Genomic DNA, 16563 nt, shown 5'->3' with positions numbered 1-16563 from the left:
GGCGAGCACCGTTGTGTCGCCAGAAGGACTACTGGGTGACCAGCTCCACCGGAGTTTCGATGACGCTATTGGCGCCGCTATCGACTTTCTCACCTTTGATGATCTTCAGCGCAGTCTCGATGCCAAACACGGCTTGCCTGGCTGCAAACTGGTCAGCAGTGGCCAGAACCCGGCCATCTTTAAGCATCGGCTTGATGGCGTTGATGTTGTCGTAACCGACCACTTGCACCTTGCCAGCCTTGCCCGCGGCACGCACGGCGGATACTGCACCGACGGCCATGCTGTCGTTGCCGGCCAGCAGGGCTTTGACTTGCGGGTACTCGCTGAGGATTGAGGCAGCAACCTTGTTGCCTTTGTCGATTTCCCAGTCACCGGACTGCAGGGACACGACCTTGATCTGCGCCGCTTCCATCGCATCCTTGAAGCCTGCGGTGCGGGCCTGGGCATTAGTGGTGGTGGAAACGCCTTCAATGATGCCGACTTCGTCACCGGCCTTCAGTTGCTTGGCCAGGTACTCGCCTACCAGACGCGCGCCTTGGCGGTTATCCGGGCCTACGAACGGTACGGTGATGTTCTTGCTTTTGACGACAGCCGGGTCCAGCTGATTGTCGATGTTAATCACGGTGATACCGGCATCGATGGCTTTCTTGATCACTGGAACCATGGCCTTGGAGTCAGCTGGCGCGATGACCAGCGCATTGACCTTGGCCAGAATCATTTGCTCGACGATGCGCGTCTGGCCAGCCGTGTCGGTTTCGTCTTTGATGCCGTTGGAGATCAGCTCGAAATCGCCGGAGTGGTCTTTCTGATAGGCCTTGGCGCCGTCTTCCATGGTCAGGAAGAATTCGTTGGCCAGGGATTTCATGACCAGCGCGACTTTGGGTTTTTCAGGGGTCTCGGCGAAGGCCGAAGAGACAGGCAACGCAGCGGATGCGGCAGCCAGCATAGCGATAGCGAGAAGACGTCCAGCGAATGGCAGCTTCATGGTTTCACTCCGATCTTATGATTATTGTGAGCAACGCTTGCGCTGGCGTAGGCTTCATTGCGCTCACCAGTGGATCAACCACCGGGAGCGCCGCGCAAACGTTTGCGTAGACCGAACTATGCGAACCCTGCCGGAATTTGTCAACGAGCAGAAATGACCATTTTTTTGAACGGGCTGGCAAAAAAGCTGGGCAATCACATCATGCCGTCGTGTTGACCGCCGATCCAGCACCGGAGCCCTTGGCCATTTCCTTATACAGGCTGTTCGCCGTTTCCAGAATTGCAGCGGTGGTATCGGCTATTTGCCCTTGAATCGCCATCAGGACGGTGGTCTTGGCTTCAGGCGTCGGGTAAGACGCCGATTGGGCCGCTGCCAATTGTTGCTGCTGTTGACGCAGCTGCTCTTGCAGCTCTTTCAGACGCTTGAGCAATGCCTTTTCCGCGACAGAGGCATTGTCGGCGCCATCCGTTTCAGTCGATTCCGCACTTTTACCCAGGCCAACAGCACCGGTTCTGACTTGCTTGCTGTCGCTTTCCTTCTCACCCAGCGCTTGATTCGCGACATCGGCCGTCTCATCACTCAACGCTCGAATCGTAGCGGCGGACTTACCGCCGATGGTGACGCCTATGGCATTTGGGATACCAACAGATAACGACATGTGAACTCCTGAAAAACAAAGATCCTTTAAAGAAGCATCGACCTATGCGCGGGTTTCTTTAGCACTGATTCGCAATCTGGCAAGGCGATTTACTCTACAGAGGTCGTAGTACTTTTCGGAGAGCCGAACACAAACGCTCAACACGTTCGGAAACCCGGACAACCGACGGTGTCACCATTTCACCAACCCGCATAAATACTGATAAAAATCATAAAGTTAAAAGTTTTTCTCATTCAAAGTACGACTGGTACAGATCCTGCTCTTCTCCTGCACCCCAAGCGTTCAGATCGGCCTGGGGCGTATCTAGATGAACCTGCATCAGCACCGTCTCACTACTAGAGAGAAAAATAATGACATCTGCTTTCAAGACCTTCGTTCCGGGCGCTTTGGCCCTCTTGCTGCTCCTGCCCACCGCCCTTCAGGCAAAAGAAGTCGAAACCCAACAGAAACTGGCGAACGTGGTGATCCTGGCCACCGGTGGCACCATTGCCGGCGCGGGTGCCAGCGCTGCTAACAGCGCTACCTATCAAGCGGCAAAAGTCGGCATCGAACAATTGATTGCCGGGGTCCCGGAACTCAGCCAATTGGCTAACGTTCGTGGCGAACAGGTGATGCAGATCGCGTCCGAAAGCATCACCAACGACAACCTGCTGCAACTGGGTCGTCGCGTGGCTGAACTGGCCGACAGCAAAGACGTCGACGGTATCGTCATCACCCACGGCACCGACACCCTGGAAGAGACCGCCTACTTCCTGAACCTGGTGGAAAAAACTGACAAGCCAATCATCGTGGTCGGCTCCATGCGCCCAGGCACCGCGATGTCGGCCGATGGCATGCTGAACCTGTACAACGCAGTGGCCGTGGCCAGCAGCAAAGATGCACGCGGCAAAGGCGTATTGGTGACCATGAACGATGAAATCCAGTCGGGTCGCGACGTCAGCAAAATGATCAACATCAAGACCGAGGCGTTCAAAAGTGCCTGGGGTCCACTCGGCATGGTGGTCGAGGGCAAGTCCTACTGGTTCCGCCTGCCTGCCAAGCGCCACACCATGGACTCGGAATTCGACATCAAAACCATCAAGAGCCTGCCTGACGTCGAGATCGCCTATTCCTACGGCAATGTCAGCGATACCGCTTACAAAGCGCTGGCGCAGTCCGGCGCCAAAGCCATCATTCACGCCGGTACCGGCAATGGGTCAGTCGCGTCCCGTGTAGTCCCAGCACTGCAAGCCCTGCGCAAGGACGGCGTGCAAATCATTCGTTCGTCCCACGTCAACGCCGGCGGATTCGTACTGCGTAACGCCGAACAGCCTGACGACAAGTACGACTGGGTTGTGGCGCATGACCTGAACCCGCAAAAAGCCCGCATCCTGGCCATGGTCGCGCTGACCAAGACCAACGACAGCAAAGAGCTGCAACGGATGTTCTGGGAATACTGATTCGCCCTCGCCTGACCGGTTCCGGTCGGGCATCGTTTTCACCACTCGCTAACCCAGGCGAGTGGTTCACGCCTCCTTCCGATAATTCGATAAAAATTTTCTCATCGTCCTACACCAAACGAAAAAAACCGCTGTCAGAGGATTTTCTTGAATTTTAAGCAGTTGCGAAAATGCCTACAGTTAAATACTGTATGCACGTACAGCTTAATAAGGATAATTCCGTGGCCAACACCTCTGCCTCTCCTGACGCCTATGAACGCATGGGTATGCGCGTTCAGAAAATCATCAATTCCCCCACCGCCCAAAAAGCCAAAGCCGCATTGATCTTCCGTCTACCGGACGAACCCGTGGACGAGTGGGAGCAATTGCTCGAAGAAATCGACGAGAACGACAACGTCACCCTCGCCTATCGCGACGATGGCGGTGTGCAGATTTTCTGGGTTGTGCCGAAGGAAGATTGAGTCAATGAGTTTTCGCTGGTTTGCTTTGCTGTTTCTGTTCATCACTCTCGGTGCCCAGGCTGGCGCCCCCCGTACCTTCAACGAAGCCAAGAAAGTTGCCTGGAAGCTCTACGCACCCCAATCCACGGAGTTCTATTGCGGGTGCAAATACACCGGCAACAAGGTCAACCTCGCCGCCTGCGGTTATGTACCGCGCAAAAACGCCAAACGCGCTTCCCGCATCGAGTGGGAGCACATTGTTCCGGCCTGGCAGATCGGCCATCAGCGTCAGTGCTGGCAAGAAGGTGGGCGCAAGAACTGCACGCGCTACGATCCGACCTATCAGAAGGCCGAAGCTGACCTGCACAATTTGGTGCCGAGCATTGGTGAGGTGAATGGTGATCGCAGCAACTTCAGTTTCGGCTGGTTGCCGGTGCAGTCGGGCCAATACGGTTCGTGCCTGACCCAGGTCGACTTCAAGGCGAAGAAAGTCATGCCCCGCCCATCCATACGCGGCATGATCGCTCGGACGTATTTCTACATGAGCAAGCAATACGGTTTGCGCCTGTCGAAACAGGATCGACAGCTGTACGAAGCCTGGAACAAAACCTATCCGGTAGAGGCTTGGGAACGTCAGCGTAACCAGAGCGTGGCGTGCGTCATGGGACGCGGCAACGAGTTTGTCGGCCCGGTCGATATGAAAGCCTGCGGTTAAGCGCTCGCTGAAATCGGCATAGGGGGCAGCCTTCCTAGGCCGCTCCCCTGCCACACCACCCGGCATGCGGCTCCGCACCGGGCGGTTCGAGAGATTGAGGTTATGAGAGTCGCACCAGTCTCAGCCTGTCGAACCATGCTATATCCAACACTCGATTCCACTCAAAACGACTGTTACGGCACCAGCTATACGAATTGGCCGCCACTTACCGGGCCTGCTGGCTCCCAGCGCCTTCAGTTCGCGGTAGATCGTCGGTCACAGGAAAAGTCCGTTACTGGACCACTGGACGTTCGACAACCAGCAATTCGATGTTCTGTTTCTTTGCCCGGACAAGCGCCGCACCCACTTCTGCCTGTTTGGCCTCGGCCTCGGCTTTCGAATTGAATGGCCCGACCAGAATCCGGGTCTTTCCATTTTCCCTGACAACATTGGAAACGAAACTGTGCTCAATCAGCCAGCCGCTAAGGTCGCTGACCGCCTGGGTTGTTTCGCCTCGAACTTCGAGATCCCATTGCGGCGCAGATGCTACCGAAGGTGCAGCCGCAGCTGTCGGCGGCGGCTTTTGCGCGTCCACGCTCTTGCCCTCACCGCATCCCGCCAGCGCCAGTACCGCGATTACCAAGACCTTTTTGCGCACAACGCTTCCCTCAGAATGCTTAAAGCGAAGATTTTAACATTCATGAATACTTTCCGAGTGCCGCAAAATGGGCTTAAAACAACGAGAATGATGGTTGCGGCCTCTGTATAGTTACGCCTTGGGAATTAATGCAGCATCTGCACGTCAGAAAGAGGCACCCAAACCGTGAGACTTCACACTAATCTATACATACCACCGACCTCTGCACTCGAATCAGGTGCCCTACAAAGCAATCAAGGAGAAGACCATGCTGATACTCACCCGCAAAGTCGGTGAAAGCATAAACATTGGTGATGACATTACGATCACCATTCTGGGCGTTAGCGGCCAGCAAGTCAGGATTGGCATTAACGCCCCGAAAGACGTTGCGGTGCATCGCGAAGAAATCTATCAGCGCATTCAGGCTGGCCTCACTGCTCCAGACAAACCGCAGACCCCCTGAATCCTGTTGTAGTCAGTAGCCAGCCCGTTTCACCCCAGAACCATGGCTGGCTAGAGATTCAAGCGCCGCATCGTCATCCGCTTGCTCGCCCCAGTCCCGAGACGGGTCACGGCACTTCGCTGCCATCCCCTCCAAAACGTGAAACCGATACTACCGGCAAGTCCCATGTCATGGCTGTCAGACGCTTCCGATTAACCCCGAGGAAGAGCCCGATCAATCGCGGCTAACCAAACGTCACGCCGCGCGCCATGCCCGTGGCAGCCACCGCTATCAGCAACACCAGCAACGCTTCGATATGACTGATTCGGGCAAACAGCTTTGTCCGACCGGTATCGATAGCCACGCCACGACCTAAGGCAATCCGCCATCTGATCAGCGTCACCATCGGCGCAACTTCAAGCAACAGGATAAGGACAAACAACGTCATCTTGAGATGGAACAGTGGCTGGTGAAGATAGTAGTCAGTGCCTTTTTCGTACCCTCCAAAGGCTCGCATCCCACCCGTTACCAAGAGAATGACTGCAGAGATTCCCCATAGATTGTCGGCGACCAAAACGCTGCGAACTTCCCCCGCACCTGCAGCCAGACGACGTAATGCAGTCCCGCGAGTCAGCACGGCCCAAAAGCCCAGCGCAAAGGCCAAGAGATGAATCGCCGCAAGAAACCAGTGAGTCAGCATCGAGATACTCCTGTCAGGACGAAATTTGGATTGGCCTGTCAGTAGTAGCCTATAAAGCGGAGGATTGCCTGGTGCCGAAATCCAGATGTGAAGAGCCCAGCGCGATGGCTGGGCTCTGGTTATTTTCTGTTTTCCATCATCTTGTCAGCGAGAGCTTTGGCCCTTTCAATCAACAGGTTCTGCCTGTCTTCATGAGTAGCCCCCCCTACAACCGGTGCCGTCAGATTGCTTTCCGCAATCAACGCAGCGCAGAAGTATCGATCCCAAACAGCCCTGTCCTCAGATGCCTGTTTGTTCGTTTGGTCGGCGATCATATGCGGCTCCTTTTGATGAGGTAGCACCGCTATCTTACGCCTGAATCGCAGACAACAAAAAAGGGCTCACCTTTCGATGAGCCCTTCTAGACCGCCCAGCAGAGCGGATTTTGTTTGGTAGGCGCGATTGGACTCGAACCAACGACCCCCACCATGTCAAGGTGGTGCTCTAACCAACTGAGCTACGTGCCTGCTGTGAGGCGGCATTCTACGGAATTCCGGAGGGGTGTCAACACCTTTTTTCGAGCTAACCCTATGAATATGCAAAATATTTAATTTTGCTGCTGCAAAGAAGATTTTGCGGTGGCTGGCGGCCGATTTTTATCTCGGGTAGGATCGACGCACTCGTAAAATATATTAAACAGAGGCTGCAGGATGGCGTACACCCCCTACCCGGAATCCTATTACGCCGCATCGGCCAATGCGGTTCCGCCGCGTCCGGCCCTGCAGGATGACGTAGAGACTGATGTCTGTGTGATCGGCGCCGGTTACACCGGTCTGTCCTCTGCCCTGTTTCTGCTGGAAAATGGTTTCCGGGTAACAGTGCTCGAAGCCGCGAAGGTGGGTTTTGGTGCGTCGGGGCGTAACGGTGGCCAGATCGTTAACAGTTACAGCCGCGACATCGATGTGATCGAGCGCAGTGTGGGCCCCAAGCAAGCGCAGCTGCTGGGGCAAATGGCGTTCGAGGGCGGGCGGATCATTCGTGAGCGGGTCGCCAAATATAATATCCAGTGCGACTTGAAGGACGGTGGTGTATTCGCCGCCATTACCGCTAAGCAGATGGGGCATCTGGAATCCCAGAAGCGTCTGTGGGAGCGTTTCGGTCACACGCAGCTTGAACTGATGGATCAGCGTCGCATCCGTGAAGTGGTCGCGTGCGATCAATACATCGGCGGCATGCTCGACATGAGCGGCGGGCACATTCATCCATTGAACCTGGCGCTGGGCGAAGCGGCAGCCGTCGAGTCGTTGGGCGGTATCATTTATGAGCAGTCGCCGGCGGTGCGCATAGAGCGCGGCGCGAATCCGGTGGTGCATACGCCTCAAGGCAAGGTCAGGGCCAAGTTCATCATCGTCGCGGGTAACGCATATCTCGGTAATCTGGTGCCGGAACTGGCTGCCAAATCGATGCCCTGCGGGACTCAGGTGATCACCACTGAACCCTTGGGCGACGCATTGGCCAAGAGCCTGTTGCCACAGGATTACTGCGTCGAGGACTGCAACTACCTGCTCGACTACTACCGTCTGACCGGCGACAAGCGCCTGGTCTTCGGCGGCGGCGTGGTGTATGGCGCGCGGGGTCCGGCGAACATCGAGGCGATTATTCGGCCGAAGATGCTCAAAGCATTCCCGCAGCTCAAGGACGTGAAGATCGATTACGCCTGGACCGGCAATTTCCTGCTGACCTTGTCGCGTCTTCCTCAGGTCGGACGCCTGGGCGACAACATCTACTATTCCCAAGGCTGCAGCGGCCATGGCGTGACCTACACGCACCTGGCGGGCAAGGTGCTGGCCGAAGCGTTGCGTGGCCAAGCCGAGCGTTTCGACGCCTTTGCCGACCTGCCCCACTACCCGTTCCCGGGTGGACAACTGCTGCGTACACCGTTCGCTGCGTTGGGCGCCTGGTATTACGGACTGCGAGACAAACTCGGCTTCTGACCGACAGACGCAAAAAAGGGGCAACTGCACAGTTGCCCCTTTTCATATCAGCTCGGGAAGCAGCTCGGCCGCACGTCGGGCATCGAGGAAGCAGACACCATCCATCATCACCTATGGCTTAGTCCCCGTTCAAAATCAGAAGTCGACGGTCGCCGAAAGGAGGTAGGTACGCGGGGTCGACAGCGTCAAGCCAGGTTCGCTGTCATCCGAGGCCCCGGCTGAACTCCAGTAGCGCTTGTCCGCTACGTTCTCGACATTGGCACGCAGGGTGATGTTCTTTTCCTCGACCTTGAACGCGTAGCGTGCGCCCACGTTGAAACGCTCCCAGGAGTCGATTTCCTTGTTGTTGGACGGGTCCAGATACTGCGAGCTGGAAAAAATGCCGCGGCTGGTCAGGGTCAGGCCCTGTACGGTCGGCATGTCCCCCTCGGCGCCCAGGTTGACGTTGTATTTCAGCGTAGCCGGCGCCTGGTTGCCGTCGAAGGTGCCATTGGTGGTGTTGAGACTTCACACCAAGCCCTTTGTGCGTTTTGCACCCAGGAACAACGGGAATAAATAAATGACGGACAGGCATTTCGGTCACGCAGGCGCCAGGGAGTCAGAGCTGCGCGTTATTGAAGGAAATCATATAGAAGAGTCAGAATTTATTGCACATCCGCACTTGGCCGGCGGATGCGAATCCCTGAGGGTCAGGGAAAAGGAGAGAAAAGCCAAATCGCAGACACAAAAAACCCCGATCTTTCGACCAGGGTCTTTGCTATCGACTCGAAGTAGACACTGGCATTACCAGCAGCTCTCTTCGTAGCTCCAAGGCGTTCAGTGGGCCTTGAAGCAGATATGGCGCAGCGGACGGGACTCGAACCCGCGACCCCCGGCGTGACAGGCCGGTATTCTAACCGACTGAACTACCGCTGCGTATCGCTTTGGACTTGCGTCCAATTAACTCGTCTGATTGGAAAGCTTCGAGGCTTATCAATCTCGAGGCAGGCGAACCTGACTCGGAAAATATGGCGCAGCGGACGGGACTCGAACCCGCGACCCCCGGCGTGACAGGCCGGTATTCTAACCGACTGAACTACCGCTGCGCGTCGGTGGAGGCTTTTAAAAGCTTCCATCTTGCTTTCGCAAGACTCTCGGAAGTGGTGGGTGATGACGGGATCGAACCGCCGACATTCTGCTTGTAAGGCAGACGCTCTCCCAGCTGAGCTAATCACCCGTTTGCATCTCCGAGGCCGCGAAATTTACGCAGGTACCGAAGCTAAGTCAATACCCCGCTTGAAGTTTTTCTGAAAAAGACAAAATCATGTCATTTCCCGCGGCGCTGCCAATGGCCACCTGCAACCTCAAGCCGCAGCTGTCGCGGCCCCGGCTCGGATTACTCGCTGTAAATCATCTTCTTGGTCATGCCGCCATCGACCACGAACTCCTGGCCTGTGACGAAACCGGCGTTCTTTGACAACAGCCAAGCGACCATCGCCGCCACGTCCTCGACCGTCCCTACCCTGCCCGCCGGATGCTGGGCATGGTCGGCATCGGTCAGCGGTTCGGCTCGACGCGCGGAGGGGTCTCGCGCATCGATCCAGCCCGGGCTGACCGCATTGACACGGATTTCCGGCCCGAGGCTGATGGCCAAGGCGTGAGTCAGGGCCAACAGGCCGCCCTTGCTCGCCGCATAAGCTTCGGTGTCGGGTTCCGACTGCCCGGCGCGGGTCGAGGCCAGGTTAACGATCGCACCGCTGTGAGCGCGCAGGTACGGTGCACAGTGCTTGGCCAAGAGCATCGGCCCACTGAGATTCACTGCCAGCACCCGATTCCAGTACGCCAGCTCAAGGCTTTCAAGGGTGATGTTGTGCGGATCGGCAACCGCCGCGTTGCACACCAGCGCATCCAGGCGCCCGAATTGCCCCAGCACCTCGGCGACGCCCAACGCCACCTGCCCTTCGTTCGCGACGTCCATGGCGATGAACCAGGCGTTGTCGCCGAGCACTTTCGCCACTTTCGAACCGCGCACTCGATCAAGATCGCTCAGCACCACCTGCCAGCCTTCGCTGATCAGCCACGCCGCAATACCCAGACCAATGCCCCGCGCAGCACCCGTGACCAGTGCGACGCGGCCATTGGTGCCGGTGGTCGGTGTGGACAACTCGATCACAAGGCCGCCAACCCGCGCGCCAGATCGGCTTGCAGGTCTGCCACGTCTTCCAGACCGACCGCGATGCGGATCAGGCTGTCACGAATGCCCGCCGCTTCACGCTCTTGCGGCGCCAGACGGCCGTGAGAGGTGGTGCTCGGGTGAGTGATAGTGGTCTTGGTGTCACCGAGGTTGGCGGTGATGGAAATCAGACGGGTCGCATCGATAAAGCGCCAGGCGCCCTCTTTGCCACCCTTGACTTCAAAACTCACGACCGCACCGAAGCCCTTCTGCTGACGCAGGGCCAACGCGTGCTGCGGATGGCTTTTGAGGCCGGCGTAATGGACTTTTTCGATGCCGTCCTCCTGCTCCAGCCACTCGGCCAGTTGCTGAGCGTTGGCGCAATGCGCCTTCATCCGCAGGCTCAGGGTTTCCAGGCCCTTGAGGAAGATCCAGGCGTTGAACGGGCTCAGCGTCGGCCCGGCTGTCCGCAGGAAACCGACGACTTCTTTCATCTGCTCGCTACGACCCGCCACAACACCGCCCATGCAACGGCCCTGGCCGTCGATAAACTTGGTCGCCGAATGCACAACGATGTCCGCGCCCATCTTCAGCGGCTGCTGCAACGCAGGGGTGCAGAAGCAGTTGTCGACCACCAGCAGCGCACCTTTGGCATGAGCGATTTGCGACAGTGCGGTGATGTCCACCAGCTCGGCCAGCGGATTGGACGGCGATTCAACGAAGAGCAGTTTGGTATTGGCCTTGATCGCTGCATCCCAGCCGGACAAGTCCGCCAGGGGCACGTAGTCGACTTCGATCCCAAAGCGCTTGAAGTACTTCTCGAACAGGCTGATGGTCGAACCGAACACGCTGCGCGACACCAGCACGTGATCGCCGGCGCTGCAAAGGCTCATCACCACCGCCATGATCGCGGCCATACCGGTCGCCGTGGCCACGGCTTGCTCGGCGCTTTCCAGTGCGGCAATGCGCTCTTCGAACGCGCGCACGGTCGGGTTGGTGTAGCGCGAGTAAACGTTGCCCGGCACTTCACCGGCAAAGCGTGCCGCCGCGTCCGCAGCGGTACGGAATACGTAGCTAGAGGTGAAGAACATCGGATCACCGTGTTCGCCTTCTGGCGTGCGGTGCTGACCGGCGCGTACGGCCAAGGTATCGAACGCTACGCCTTCGAGGTCGCTGTCCAGCCGACCGGCATCCCAATCCTGACTCATGCTGTCACTCCTTGCCCTGCTCGGTAATAGATACGAAACCGGCCTTGAGGAGGGGCACCTTTGTAGGAGCGAGGCTTGCCCGCGAAGGGTCCCTGGGGGACGCTAGAAGCTTCGCGGGCAAGCCTCGCTCCTACAGGCCGGTAAAAACTCAGTTGTTGTACAGATCGATGATCGCACTGACTGCCTGCGTCTTGACCTTGGAGGCATCGTTACGTGCCTGCTCGATCTTGTTCAGGTAAGCCTCGTCGATGTCGCCAGTCACGTACTGGCCGTCGAACACTGCGCAATCGAACTTCTCGATCTTGATCTTGCCGCCACCGACCGCTTCGATCAAGTCAGGCAGGTCCTGATAGATCAACCAGTCAGCGCCGATCAGGTCAGCCACGTCTTGGGTCGAACGGTTGTGGGCAATCAGCTCGTGTGCGCTCGGCATATCGATGCCGTAGACGTTCGGGTAGCGAACGGCCGGGGCCGCGGAACAGAAGTAGACGTTTTTCGCGCCGGCTTCGCGAGCCATCTGGATGATCTGCTTGCAGGTAGTGCCACGAACGATTGAGTCGTCCACCAGCATTACGTTCTTGCCGCGAAATTCCAGTTCGATGGCGTTGAGCTTCTGGCGTACGGATTTTTTCCGTGCAGCCTGGCCCGGCATGATGAAGGTCCGGCCGATGTAGCGGTTCTTCACGAAGCCTTCACGGAACTTGACGCCCAAGTGGTTCGCCAGCTCCAGGGCCGCGGTACGGCTGGTGTCCGGAATCGGGATAACCACGTCGATGTCGTGTTCTGGACGCTCGCGCAGGATCTTCTCGGCGAGTTTCTCACCCATGCGCAGGCGGGCCTTGTAGACCGACACGCCGTCGATGATCGAGTCCGGACGCGCCAGATAAACGTGTTCGAAGATGCACGGGGTCAGGGACGGGTTGGTCGCGCATTGACGGGTGTGCAGCTTGCCGTCTTCAGTGATGTAGACCGCTTCGCCCGGCGCGAGGTCGCGAATCAGGGTGAAACCGAGCACGTCCAGAGAGACGCTTTCGGAGGCGATCATGTACTCGACGCCTTCATCCGTGTGACGCTGGCCGAAGACGATCGGGCGGATGCCGTGCGGGTCGCGGAAACCGACGATGCCGTAACCGGTTACCATCGCCACGACCGCGTAACCACCGACGCAACGGTTGTGCACGTCAGTGACGGCCGCGAACACGTCTTCTTCGGTTGGCTGCAACTTGCCGCGCTGGGCCAGTTCGTGTGCGAACACGTTGAGCAGCACTTCCGAATCGGAGTTGGTGTTGACGTGACGCAGGTCAGATTCGTAAATCTCCTTGGCCAACTGTTCAACGTTGGTCAGGTTACCGTTGTGCGCCAGGGTGATGCCGTAAGGCGAGTTGACGTAAAACGGTTGGGCTTCGGCCGAAGTCGAGCTGCCCGCGGTCGGATAACGCACATGGCCAATACCCATGTGGCCGACCAGGCGCTGCATGTGACGCTGATGAAACACGTCACGCACCAGACCATTGTCCTTGCGCAGGAATAACCGGCCATCATGGCTGGTCACGATACCGGCAGCGTCCTGGCCGCGGTGCTGGAGGACGGTTAGCGCGTCATACAGCGCCTGATTGACGTTCGACTTACCGACGATACCGACGATGCCACACATGCGACGCAACCCCTACTTAATGGATCTGAACTGAACACAACTCACTGAGGCGTTTTGGCCATCGGCAAGAGGTGCTCCTTGAACGGTATCTCAGCGGGTACGCTGATACCGCTGGCAAGCCACTGACTGCTCCACCCGAGGATCAGGTTTTTTGACCAGTCTGCGACCAATAGAAATTTTGGCACGAGCTGTGACTCTTGCCACCACCCGTCCTGCTGTACCGGCCCCAGGCTCAACAGCCCGACCGCCACGACCACCAGCAACACGCCACGTGCGGCGCCGAAGGCCATGCCGAGGAATCGATCGGTCCCGGATAACCCGGTGACGCGAACCAATTCGCCGATAAGATAATTGATCATTGCGCCTACGATTAGCGTGGCGACAAACATGATGGCACAGCCCGTGATCACACGAGCCGACGGCGTTTGGATGTATCCGGCGAGGTACTCGGACAATGAACCACCGAACATCCAGGCGACGACTCCTGCGATGATCCAGGTCACCAGCGATAGTGCTTCTTTGACGAAGCCGCGGCTCAGACTGATCAATGCGGAGATGGCGACGATTGCAACGATCGCCCAGTCAACCCAGGTAAATGGCACAGTGCAGCCTACAGACGGATAAGGCGGCGCATTTTAGCAGAGCCCATGCTTATCGGTAAGCTGCGATTGTCAGTGCATTTCAAATCGGGGCGATAGTTTTAACCACGCTCAGGCTGGAAACGCACCACAAAACCCTTGAGATTTTGCTGGCGGCTCAACAAGTCACGCAAACGATCGGCTTCTGCGCGCTCGATCAGCGGTCCGACAAACACTCGATTCTTACCGTCAGCAGTGCGGATGTAGGCATTGTAGCCCTGACTGCGCAGGGATTTCTGCAGACTTTCTGCACTTGCACGGCTGGACAGACTGGCCAGCTGCACCGACCAGCTGACCGACAGGCCATTGGCATCGACGCGGCTTTGAGTCGTGTCCGGTTTGCCCGGTGCGGCCGTGATCGGCTGGCCAGGCGCTGTCGTAGGCTTGGCGACCGGAACAGGAGCCGGAGCGACCGGTTTGGCGGCAGGCGCCACCGGGACACTTGGGGCAATCGCTGTCGACGGCGCTTCTTGCTGAGCAATTTCATCATCACTCGGCACAGGCTCCTGAGGCAGCGCTTGCGGCTCAGGCACCCCCACCGGCTCGACCTGCACTTGCGGCATCGAAGGCGCTTGCGGCGCAGCCGGGGCTTCAACCGTCACTTGACGCTGTTCATCCTGACGGGAAAACAGCATTGGCAGGAAAATCACCGCCAGCGCCACCAGAACCAGGGCGCCAACCATGCGCTGTTTGTATGCCTTATCCAGCAATGCCATTTGCCGCTTCCTCCGTGGAGCGCCGGGCCAGCCATTCAAGGGCCTCGGCGACACAATAAAATGATCCGAACAACAGAATCTCGTCGTCGCTCGTCGCCAGCGCGCACTGCCCTTCCAGGGCAGCGGCCACGCTGTCATAGGACGTTACCGAGGCGCCAAGGTTCTGCAACGCCCCGTGCAAATCGGCAACCGGGCGCGCTCGCGGCGAATCCAGCGGCGCGACGGCCCAATGCTGGACACTAGCATTCAATTCACCGACAACACCATCCAGATCCTTGTCCGCCAGCAATCCGAACACCGCCAGACGCTTGCCAACCGGTGGCCGGCTGGCCAAGCGACGAGCCAGATACTCTGCCGCATGGGGGTTATGCCCCACGTCCAGCAACAGATTCAGGCGCTTGCCCTGCCAATCGAACTGACGGCGATCAAGGCGACCGACCACGCGCGTCGCTTTCAGGGCTTCAATAAGCTGTGCCTCCACCCAAGGCAAGCCGAGCAACAGGTAAGCCTGCAATGCCAGCGCGGCGTTTTCCATCGGCAGATCGAGCAACGGCAGATCATGCAGCTCGACCACACGCCCTTGAGCGTCAAGACCGCGCCATTGCCAGTTGTGATCGGTGATGCCGAGGTCGAAATCGCGCCCACGCAGGAAAAACGGACAATTGAGCTCGCGCGCTTTATCCAGCAAAGGTTGTGGAGGATTCAGATCGCCACACAGCGCAGGCGCGCTCCGGCGGAAGATACCGGCCTTTTCATAAGCCACGGACTCACGGGTATCGCCCAGATAGTCCGCATGATCGACGCCGATGCTGGTGACCAGCGCCATGTCGGCATCCACCACGTTGACGGTATCCAGACGCCCACCCAGCCCGACTTCCAGCACCACGGCATCTAGCCCTGCCTGTTGGAACAGCCAGAACGCCGCCAGGGTGCCCATTTCGAAGTACGTCAGGGAAGTGTCGCCACGCCCCGCCTCGACTGCAGCAAAAGCTTCGCACAGCTCGGCGTCCGTGGCTTCGATGCCATTGACCTGCACCCGCTCGTTGTAACGCAGCAGGTGCGGAGAATTGTAGACACCCACTTTCAGGCCCTGCGCCCGCAGCAACGAAGCCAAGAATGCGCAGGTAGAACCTTTGCCGTTGGTGCCGGTGACCGTAATCACCCGAGGCGCCGGCTTGCCCAGTCCCATGCGGGACGCTACCTGTTGCGAGCGTTCAAGGCCCATGTCGATGGCCGAAGGGTGCAACTGCTCAAGGTAGGCGAGCCACTCGCCCAGGGTACGTTGGGTCATAGGTTGGCAGGTACCGGTGGGACCACGATGGGTTCGATTGGCGCGGCGACGAATTTCGGCGTCGGCAGGCCCATCATTTGTGCCAGCAGATTGCCCAGACGCGGGCGCAGTTCCTGACGGTGAATGATCATGTCGATCGCACCGTGCTCCAGCAGGAACTCGCTGCGCTGGAAGCCTTCCGGCAGTTTTTCACGCACGGTTTGCTCGATCACGCGTGGACCGGCGAAGCCGATCAGGGCCTTTGGCTCACCGACAATCACGTCGCCGAGCATCGCCAGACTGGCGGAAACACCACCGTAGACCGGGTCGGTCAGCACGGAGATGAACGGAATGCCTTCTTCACGCAGACGGGCCAGCACCGCAGACGTCTTGGCCATTTGCATCAGGGAGATCAGGGCTTCCTGCATCCGCGCACCACCGGAAGCGGCGAAGCAGATCATCGGGCATTTGTTTTCCAGCGCGTAGTTGGCAGCGCGAACAAAACGCTCACCAACGATCGCACCCATCGAACCACCCATGAAGGAGAATTCAAACGCCGAAACCACCACCGGCATGCCCAGCAGGGTGCCGCTCATGGAGATCAGTGCGTCTTTTTCGCCGGTCTGCTTTTGCGCAGCGGTCAGGCGATCCTTGTACTTCTTGCCGTCGCGGAACTTCAGACGGTCAACCGGCTCCAGGTCCGCGCCCAGTTCGGCACGGCCTTCAGCATCGAGGAAAATATCGATGCGGGCGCGGGCGCCGATGCGCATGTGGTGATTGCACTTGGGGCAAACGTCCAGGGTCTTTTCCAGCTCCGGACGATACAGCACAGCCTCGCAAGACGGGCATTTGTGCCACAGACCTTCAGGCACCGAGCTCTTCTTGACCTCGGAACGCATGATCGAAGGGATCAGTTTGTCTACTAACCAGTTGCTCATGCTTTCTTTCTCCAGTACC

General features: G+C 58.1%; 17 protein-coding genes, 4 tRNA genes and 1 pseudogene. 5 read left to right on the top strand and 17 right to left on the bottom strand.

The window, feature by feature from the left end:
- Nucleotides 1-28 precede the first annotated feature (28 nt).
- Together ACYZT0_RS07150 and ACYZT0_RS07145 are read right to left on the bottom strand one after the other, a co-directional pair.
- Nucleotides 29-985 (bottom strand): substrate-binding domain-containing protein, encoded by a 957-nt coding sequence (locus ACYZT0_RS07150; RefSeq protein WP_462045219.1) that lies wholly within the window; start codon nucleotides 983-985, stop codon nucleotides 29-31.
- A 199-nt stretch (nucleotides 986-1184) separates the two neighbouring features.
- The gene (locus tag ACYZT0_RS07145; RefSeq protein WP_462045218.1) at nucleotides 1185-1643 is read right to left on the bottom strand and encodes a hypothetical protein; all 459 of its coding nucleotides are present in this window, start codon (nucleotides 1641-1643) and stop codon (nucleotides 1185-1187) included.
- Between the two features lie 350 nt (nucleotides 1644-1993).
- Between ACYZT0_RS07145 and ACYZT0_RS07140 the strand changes: the two genes are divergently transcribed.
- The 3 genes from ACYZT0_RS07140 (at nucleotide 1994) to ACYZT0_RS07130 (ending at nucleotide 4237) form a co-directional block, all read left to right on the top strand.
- Nucleotides 1994-3082 carry an asparaginase gene (locus ACYZT0_RS07140; RefSeq protein ID WP_462045217.1) on the top strand — a complete coding sequence of 363 codons (1089 nt, stop codon included), beginning with the start codon at nucleotides 1994-1996 and terminating at the stop codon, nucleotides 3080-3082.
- A 170-nt stretch (nucleotides 3083-3252) separates the two neighbouring features.
- Nucleotides 3253-3543, top strand: coding sequence for a DUF1654 domain-containing protein (locus tag ACYZT0_RS07135; protein ID WP_462045216.1), 291 nt, complete (start codon nucleotides 3253-3255; stop codon nucleotides 3541-3543).
- Between the two features lie 4 nt (nucleotides 3544-3547).
- Complete coding sequence (locus ACYZT0_RS07130) at nucleotides 3548-4237, top strand: endonuclease (RefSeq protein WP_462045215.1); 690 nt, start codon at nucleotides 3548-3550, stop codon at nucleotides 4235-4237.
- Between the two features lie 271 nt (nucleotides 4238-4508).
- Here ACYZT0_RS07130 and ACYZT0_RS07125 read toward each other — a convergent pair whose 3' ends face one another.
- Entirely contained in the window at nucleotides 4509-4874 is a 366-nt protein-coding gene (locus tag ACYZT0_RS07125) for an SPOR domain-containing protein (RefSeq protein WP_462045214.1), read from the bottom strand.
- Between the two features lie 247 nt (nucleotides 4875-5121).
- On the opposite strand from ACYZT0_RS07125, the gene csrA reads away from it, so the two are divergent.
- Complete coding sequence (gene csrA / locus ACYZT0_RS07120; RefSeq protein WP_007938114.1) at nucleotides 5122-5316, top strand: carbon storage regulator CsrA; 195 nt, start codon at nucleotides 5122-5124, stop codon at nucleotides 5314-5316.
- Between the two features lie 223 nt (nucleotides 5317-5539).
- Here the strand turns inward: csrA and ACYZT0_RS07115 are convergent, their stop codons facing one another.
- The 3 genes from ACYZT0_RS07115 to ACYZT0_RS07105 form a co-directional block, all read right to left on the bottom strand.
- Nucleotides 5540-5995: a DUF2214 family protein gene (locus tag ACYZT0_RS07115; RefSeq protein ID WP_462045213.1), complete on the bottom strand. Its 456-nt coding sequence runs from the start codon at nucleotides 5993-5995 to the stop codon at nucleotides 5540-5542.
- Nucleotides 5996-6114: 119 nt separating this feature from the next.
- Nucleotides 6115-6309 carry a hypothetical protein gene (locus ACYZT0_RS07110; RefSeq protein ID WP_462045212.1) on the bottom strand — a complete coding sequence of 65 codons (195 nt, stop codon included), beginning with the start codon at nucleotides 6307-6309 and terminating at the stop codon, nucleotides 6115-6117.
- Nucleotides 6310-6424: 115 nt separating this feature from the next.
- Nucleotides 6425-6501 (bottom strand) — tRNA-Val (locus ACYZT0_RS07105).
- 183 nt (nucleotides 6502-6684) lie between these two features.
- Between ACYZT0_RS07105 and ACYZT0_RS07100 the strand changes: the two genes are divergently transcribed.
- Nucleotides 6685-7968: an NAD(P)/FAD-dependent oxidoreductase gene (locus ACYZT0_RS07100; protein ID WP_462045211.1), complete on the top strand. Its 1284-nt coding sequence runs from the start codon at nucleotides 6685-6687 to the stop codon at nucleotides 7966-7968.
- Between the two features lie 135 nt (nucleotides 7969-8103).
- Here the strand turns inward: ACYZT0_RS07100 and ACYZT0_RS07095 are convergent.
- From ACYZT0_RS07095 to accD, 11 genes and pseudogenes are all read right to left on the bottom strand, one after another.
- A pseudogene (locus ACYZT0_RS07095) lies at nucleotides 8104-8469 on the bottom strand (TonB-dependent receptor domain-containing protein); the annotation flags it as partial.
- 337 nt (nucleotides 8470-8806) lie between these two features.
- A tRNA-Asp gene (locus ACYZT0_RS07090) sits at nucleotides 8807-8883 on the bottom strand.
- A 93-nt stretch (nucleotides 8884-8976) separates the two neighbouring features.
- Nucleotides 8977-9053: transfer RNA gene (locus tag ACYZT0_RS07085), tRNA-Asp, on the bottom strand.
- Nucleotides 9054-9108: 55 nt separating this feature from the next.
- A tRNA-Val gene (locus ACYZT0_RS07080) sits at nucleotides 9109-9184 on the bottom strand.
- A gap of 159 nt (nucleotides 9185-9343) precedes the next feature.
- Nucleotides 9344-10120 (bottom strand): SDR family oxidoreductase, encoded by a 777-nt coding sequence (locus tag ACYZT0_RS07075; RefSeq protein ID WP_462045210.1) that lies wholly within the window; start codon nucleotides 10118-10120, stop codon nucleotides 9344-9346.
- Nucleotides 10117-11328 carry an O-succinylhomoserine sulfhydrylase gene (locus tag ACYZT0_RS07070; RefSeq protein WP_462045209.1) on the bottom strand — a complete coding sequence of 404 codons (1212 nt, stop codon included), beginning with the start codon at nucleotides 11326-11328 and terminating at the stop codon, nucleotides 10117-10119. The genes ACYZT0_RS07075 and ACYZT0_RS07070 overlap by 4 nt, the downstream gene beginning before the upstream one ends.
- Before the next feature lie 148 nt (nucleotides 11329-11476).
- The gene (purF, locus tag ACYZT0_RS07065) at nucleotides 11477-12982 is read right to left on the bottom strand and encodes an amidophosphoribosyltransferase (protein ID WP_462045208.1); all 1506 of its coding nucleotides are present in this window, start codon (nucleotides 12980-12982) and stop codon (nucleotides 11477-11479) included.
- Between the two features lie 41 nt (nucleotides 12983-13023).
- Complete coding sequence (locus ACYZT0_RS07060) at nucleotides 13024-13584, bottom strand: CvpA family protein (protein ID WP_074875247.1); 561 nt, start codon at nucleotides 13582-13584, stop codon at nucleotides 13024-13026.
- Between the two features lie 98 nt (nucleotides 13585-13682).
- The gene (locus tag ACYZT0_RS07055) at nucleotides 13683-14336 is read right to left on the bottom strand and encodes an SPOR domain-containing protein (protein ID WP_462045207.1); all 654 of its coding nucleotides are present in this window, start codon (nucleotides 14334-14336) and stop codon (nucleotides 13683-13685) included.
- A complete protein-coding gene (folC, locus tag ACYZT0_RS07050; RefSeq protein WP_462045206.1) occupies nucleotides 14320-15627 on the bottom strand; it encodes a bifunctional tetrahydrofolate synthase/dihydrofolate synthase in 1308 nt (435 codons plus the stop codon). Before folC ends, ACYZT0_RS07055 begins: the two co-directional genes overlap by 17 nt.
- The gene (gene accD / locus ACYZT0_RS07045; protein ID WP_046026890.1) at nucleotides 15624-16544 is read right to left on the bottom strand and encodes an acetyl-CoA carboxylase, carboxyltransferase subunit beta; all 921 of its coding nucleotides are present in this window, start codon (nucleotides 16542-16544) and stop codon (nucleotides 15624-15626) included. Before accD ends, folC begins: the two co-directional genes overlap by 4 nt.
- Nucleotides 16545-16563 lie beyond the last annotated feature (19 nt).

It is taken from the genome of Pseudomonas sp. ZS1P83, from assembly GCF_054897825.1.
Note: the sequence above shows the minus strand (reverse complement) of the source record. Positions and strands in the feature narration are given on the sequence as shown.

Coding starts and splice junctions, on each gene's coding strand:
- ACYZT0_RS07145 (WP_462045218.1), bottom strand. CDS start 1,643: ATGTCGTTATCTGTTGGTATCCCAAATGCCATAGGCGTCACCATCGGC.
- ACYZT0_RS07140 (WP_462045217.1), top strand. CDS start 1,994: ATGACATCTGCTTTCAAGACCTTCGTTCCGGGCGCTTTGGCCCTCTTG.
- ACYZT0_RS07130 (WP_462045215.1), top strand. CDS start 3,548: ATGAGTTTTCGCTGGTTTGCTTTGCTGTTTCTGTTCATCACTCTCGGT.
- purF (WP_462045208.1), bottom strand. CDS start 12,982: ATGTGTGGCATCGTCGGTATCGTCGGTAAGTCGAACGTCAATCAGGCG.
- ACYZT0_RS07115 (WP_462045213.1), bottom strand. CDS start 5,995: ATGCTGACTCACTGGTTTCTTGCGGCGATTCATCTCTTGGCCTTTGCG.
- ACYZT0_RS07110 (WP_462045212.1), bottom strand. CDS start 6,309: ATGATCGCCGACCAAACGAACAAACAGGCATCTGAGGACAGGGCTGTT.
- ACYZT0_RS07055 (WP_462045207.1), bottom strand. CDS start 14,336: ATGGCATTGCTGGATAAGGCATACAAACAGCGCATGGTTGGCGCCCTG.
- ACYZT0_RS07135 (WP_462045216.1), top strand. CDS start 3,253: ATGCCTACAGTTAAATACTGTATGCACGTACAGCTTAATAAGGATAAT.
- folC (WP_462045206.1), bottom strand. CDS start 15,627: ATGACCCAACGTACCCTGGGCGAGTGGCTCGCCTACCTTGAGCAGTTG.
- csrA (WP_007938114.1), top strand. CDS start 5,122: ATGCTGATACTCACCCGCAAAGTCGGTGAAAGCATAAACATTGGTGAT.
- accD (WP_046026890.1), bottom strand. CDS start 16,544: ATGAGCAACTGGTTAGTAGACAAACTGATCCCTTCGATCATGCGTTCC.
- ACYZT0_RS07100 (WP_462045211.1), top strand. CDS start 6,685: ATGGCGTACACCCCCTACCCGGAATCCTATTACGCCGCATCGGCCAAT.
- ACYZT0_RS07150 (WP_462045219.1), bottom strand. CDS start 985: ATGAAGCTGCCATTCGCTGGACGTCTTCTCGCTATCGCTATGCTGGCT.
- ACYZT0_RS07070 (WP_462045209.1), bottom strand. CDS start 11,328: ATGAGTCAGGATTGGGATGCCGGTCGGCTGGACAGCGACCTCGAAGGC.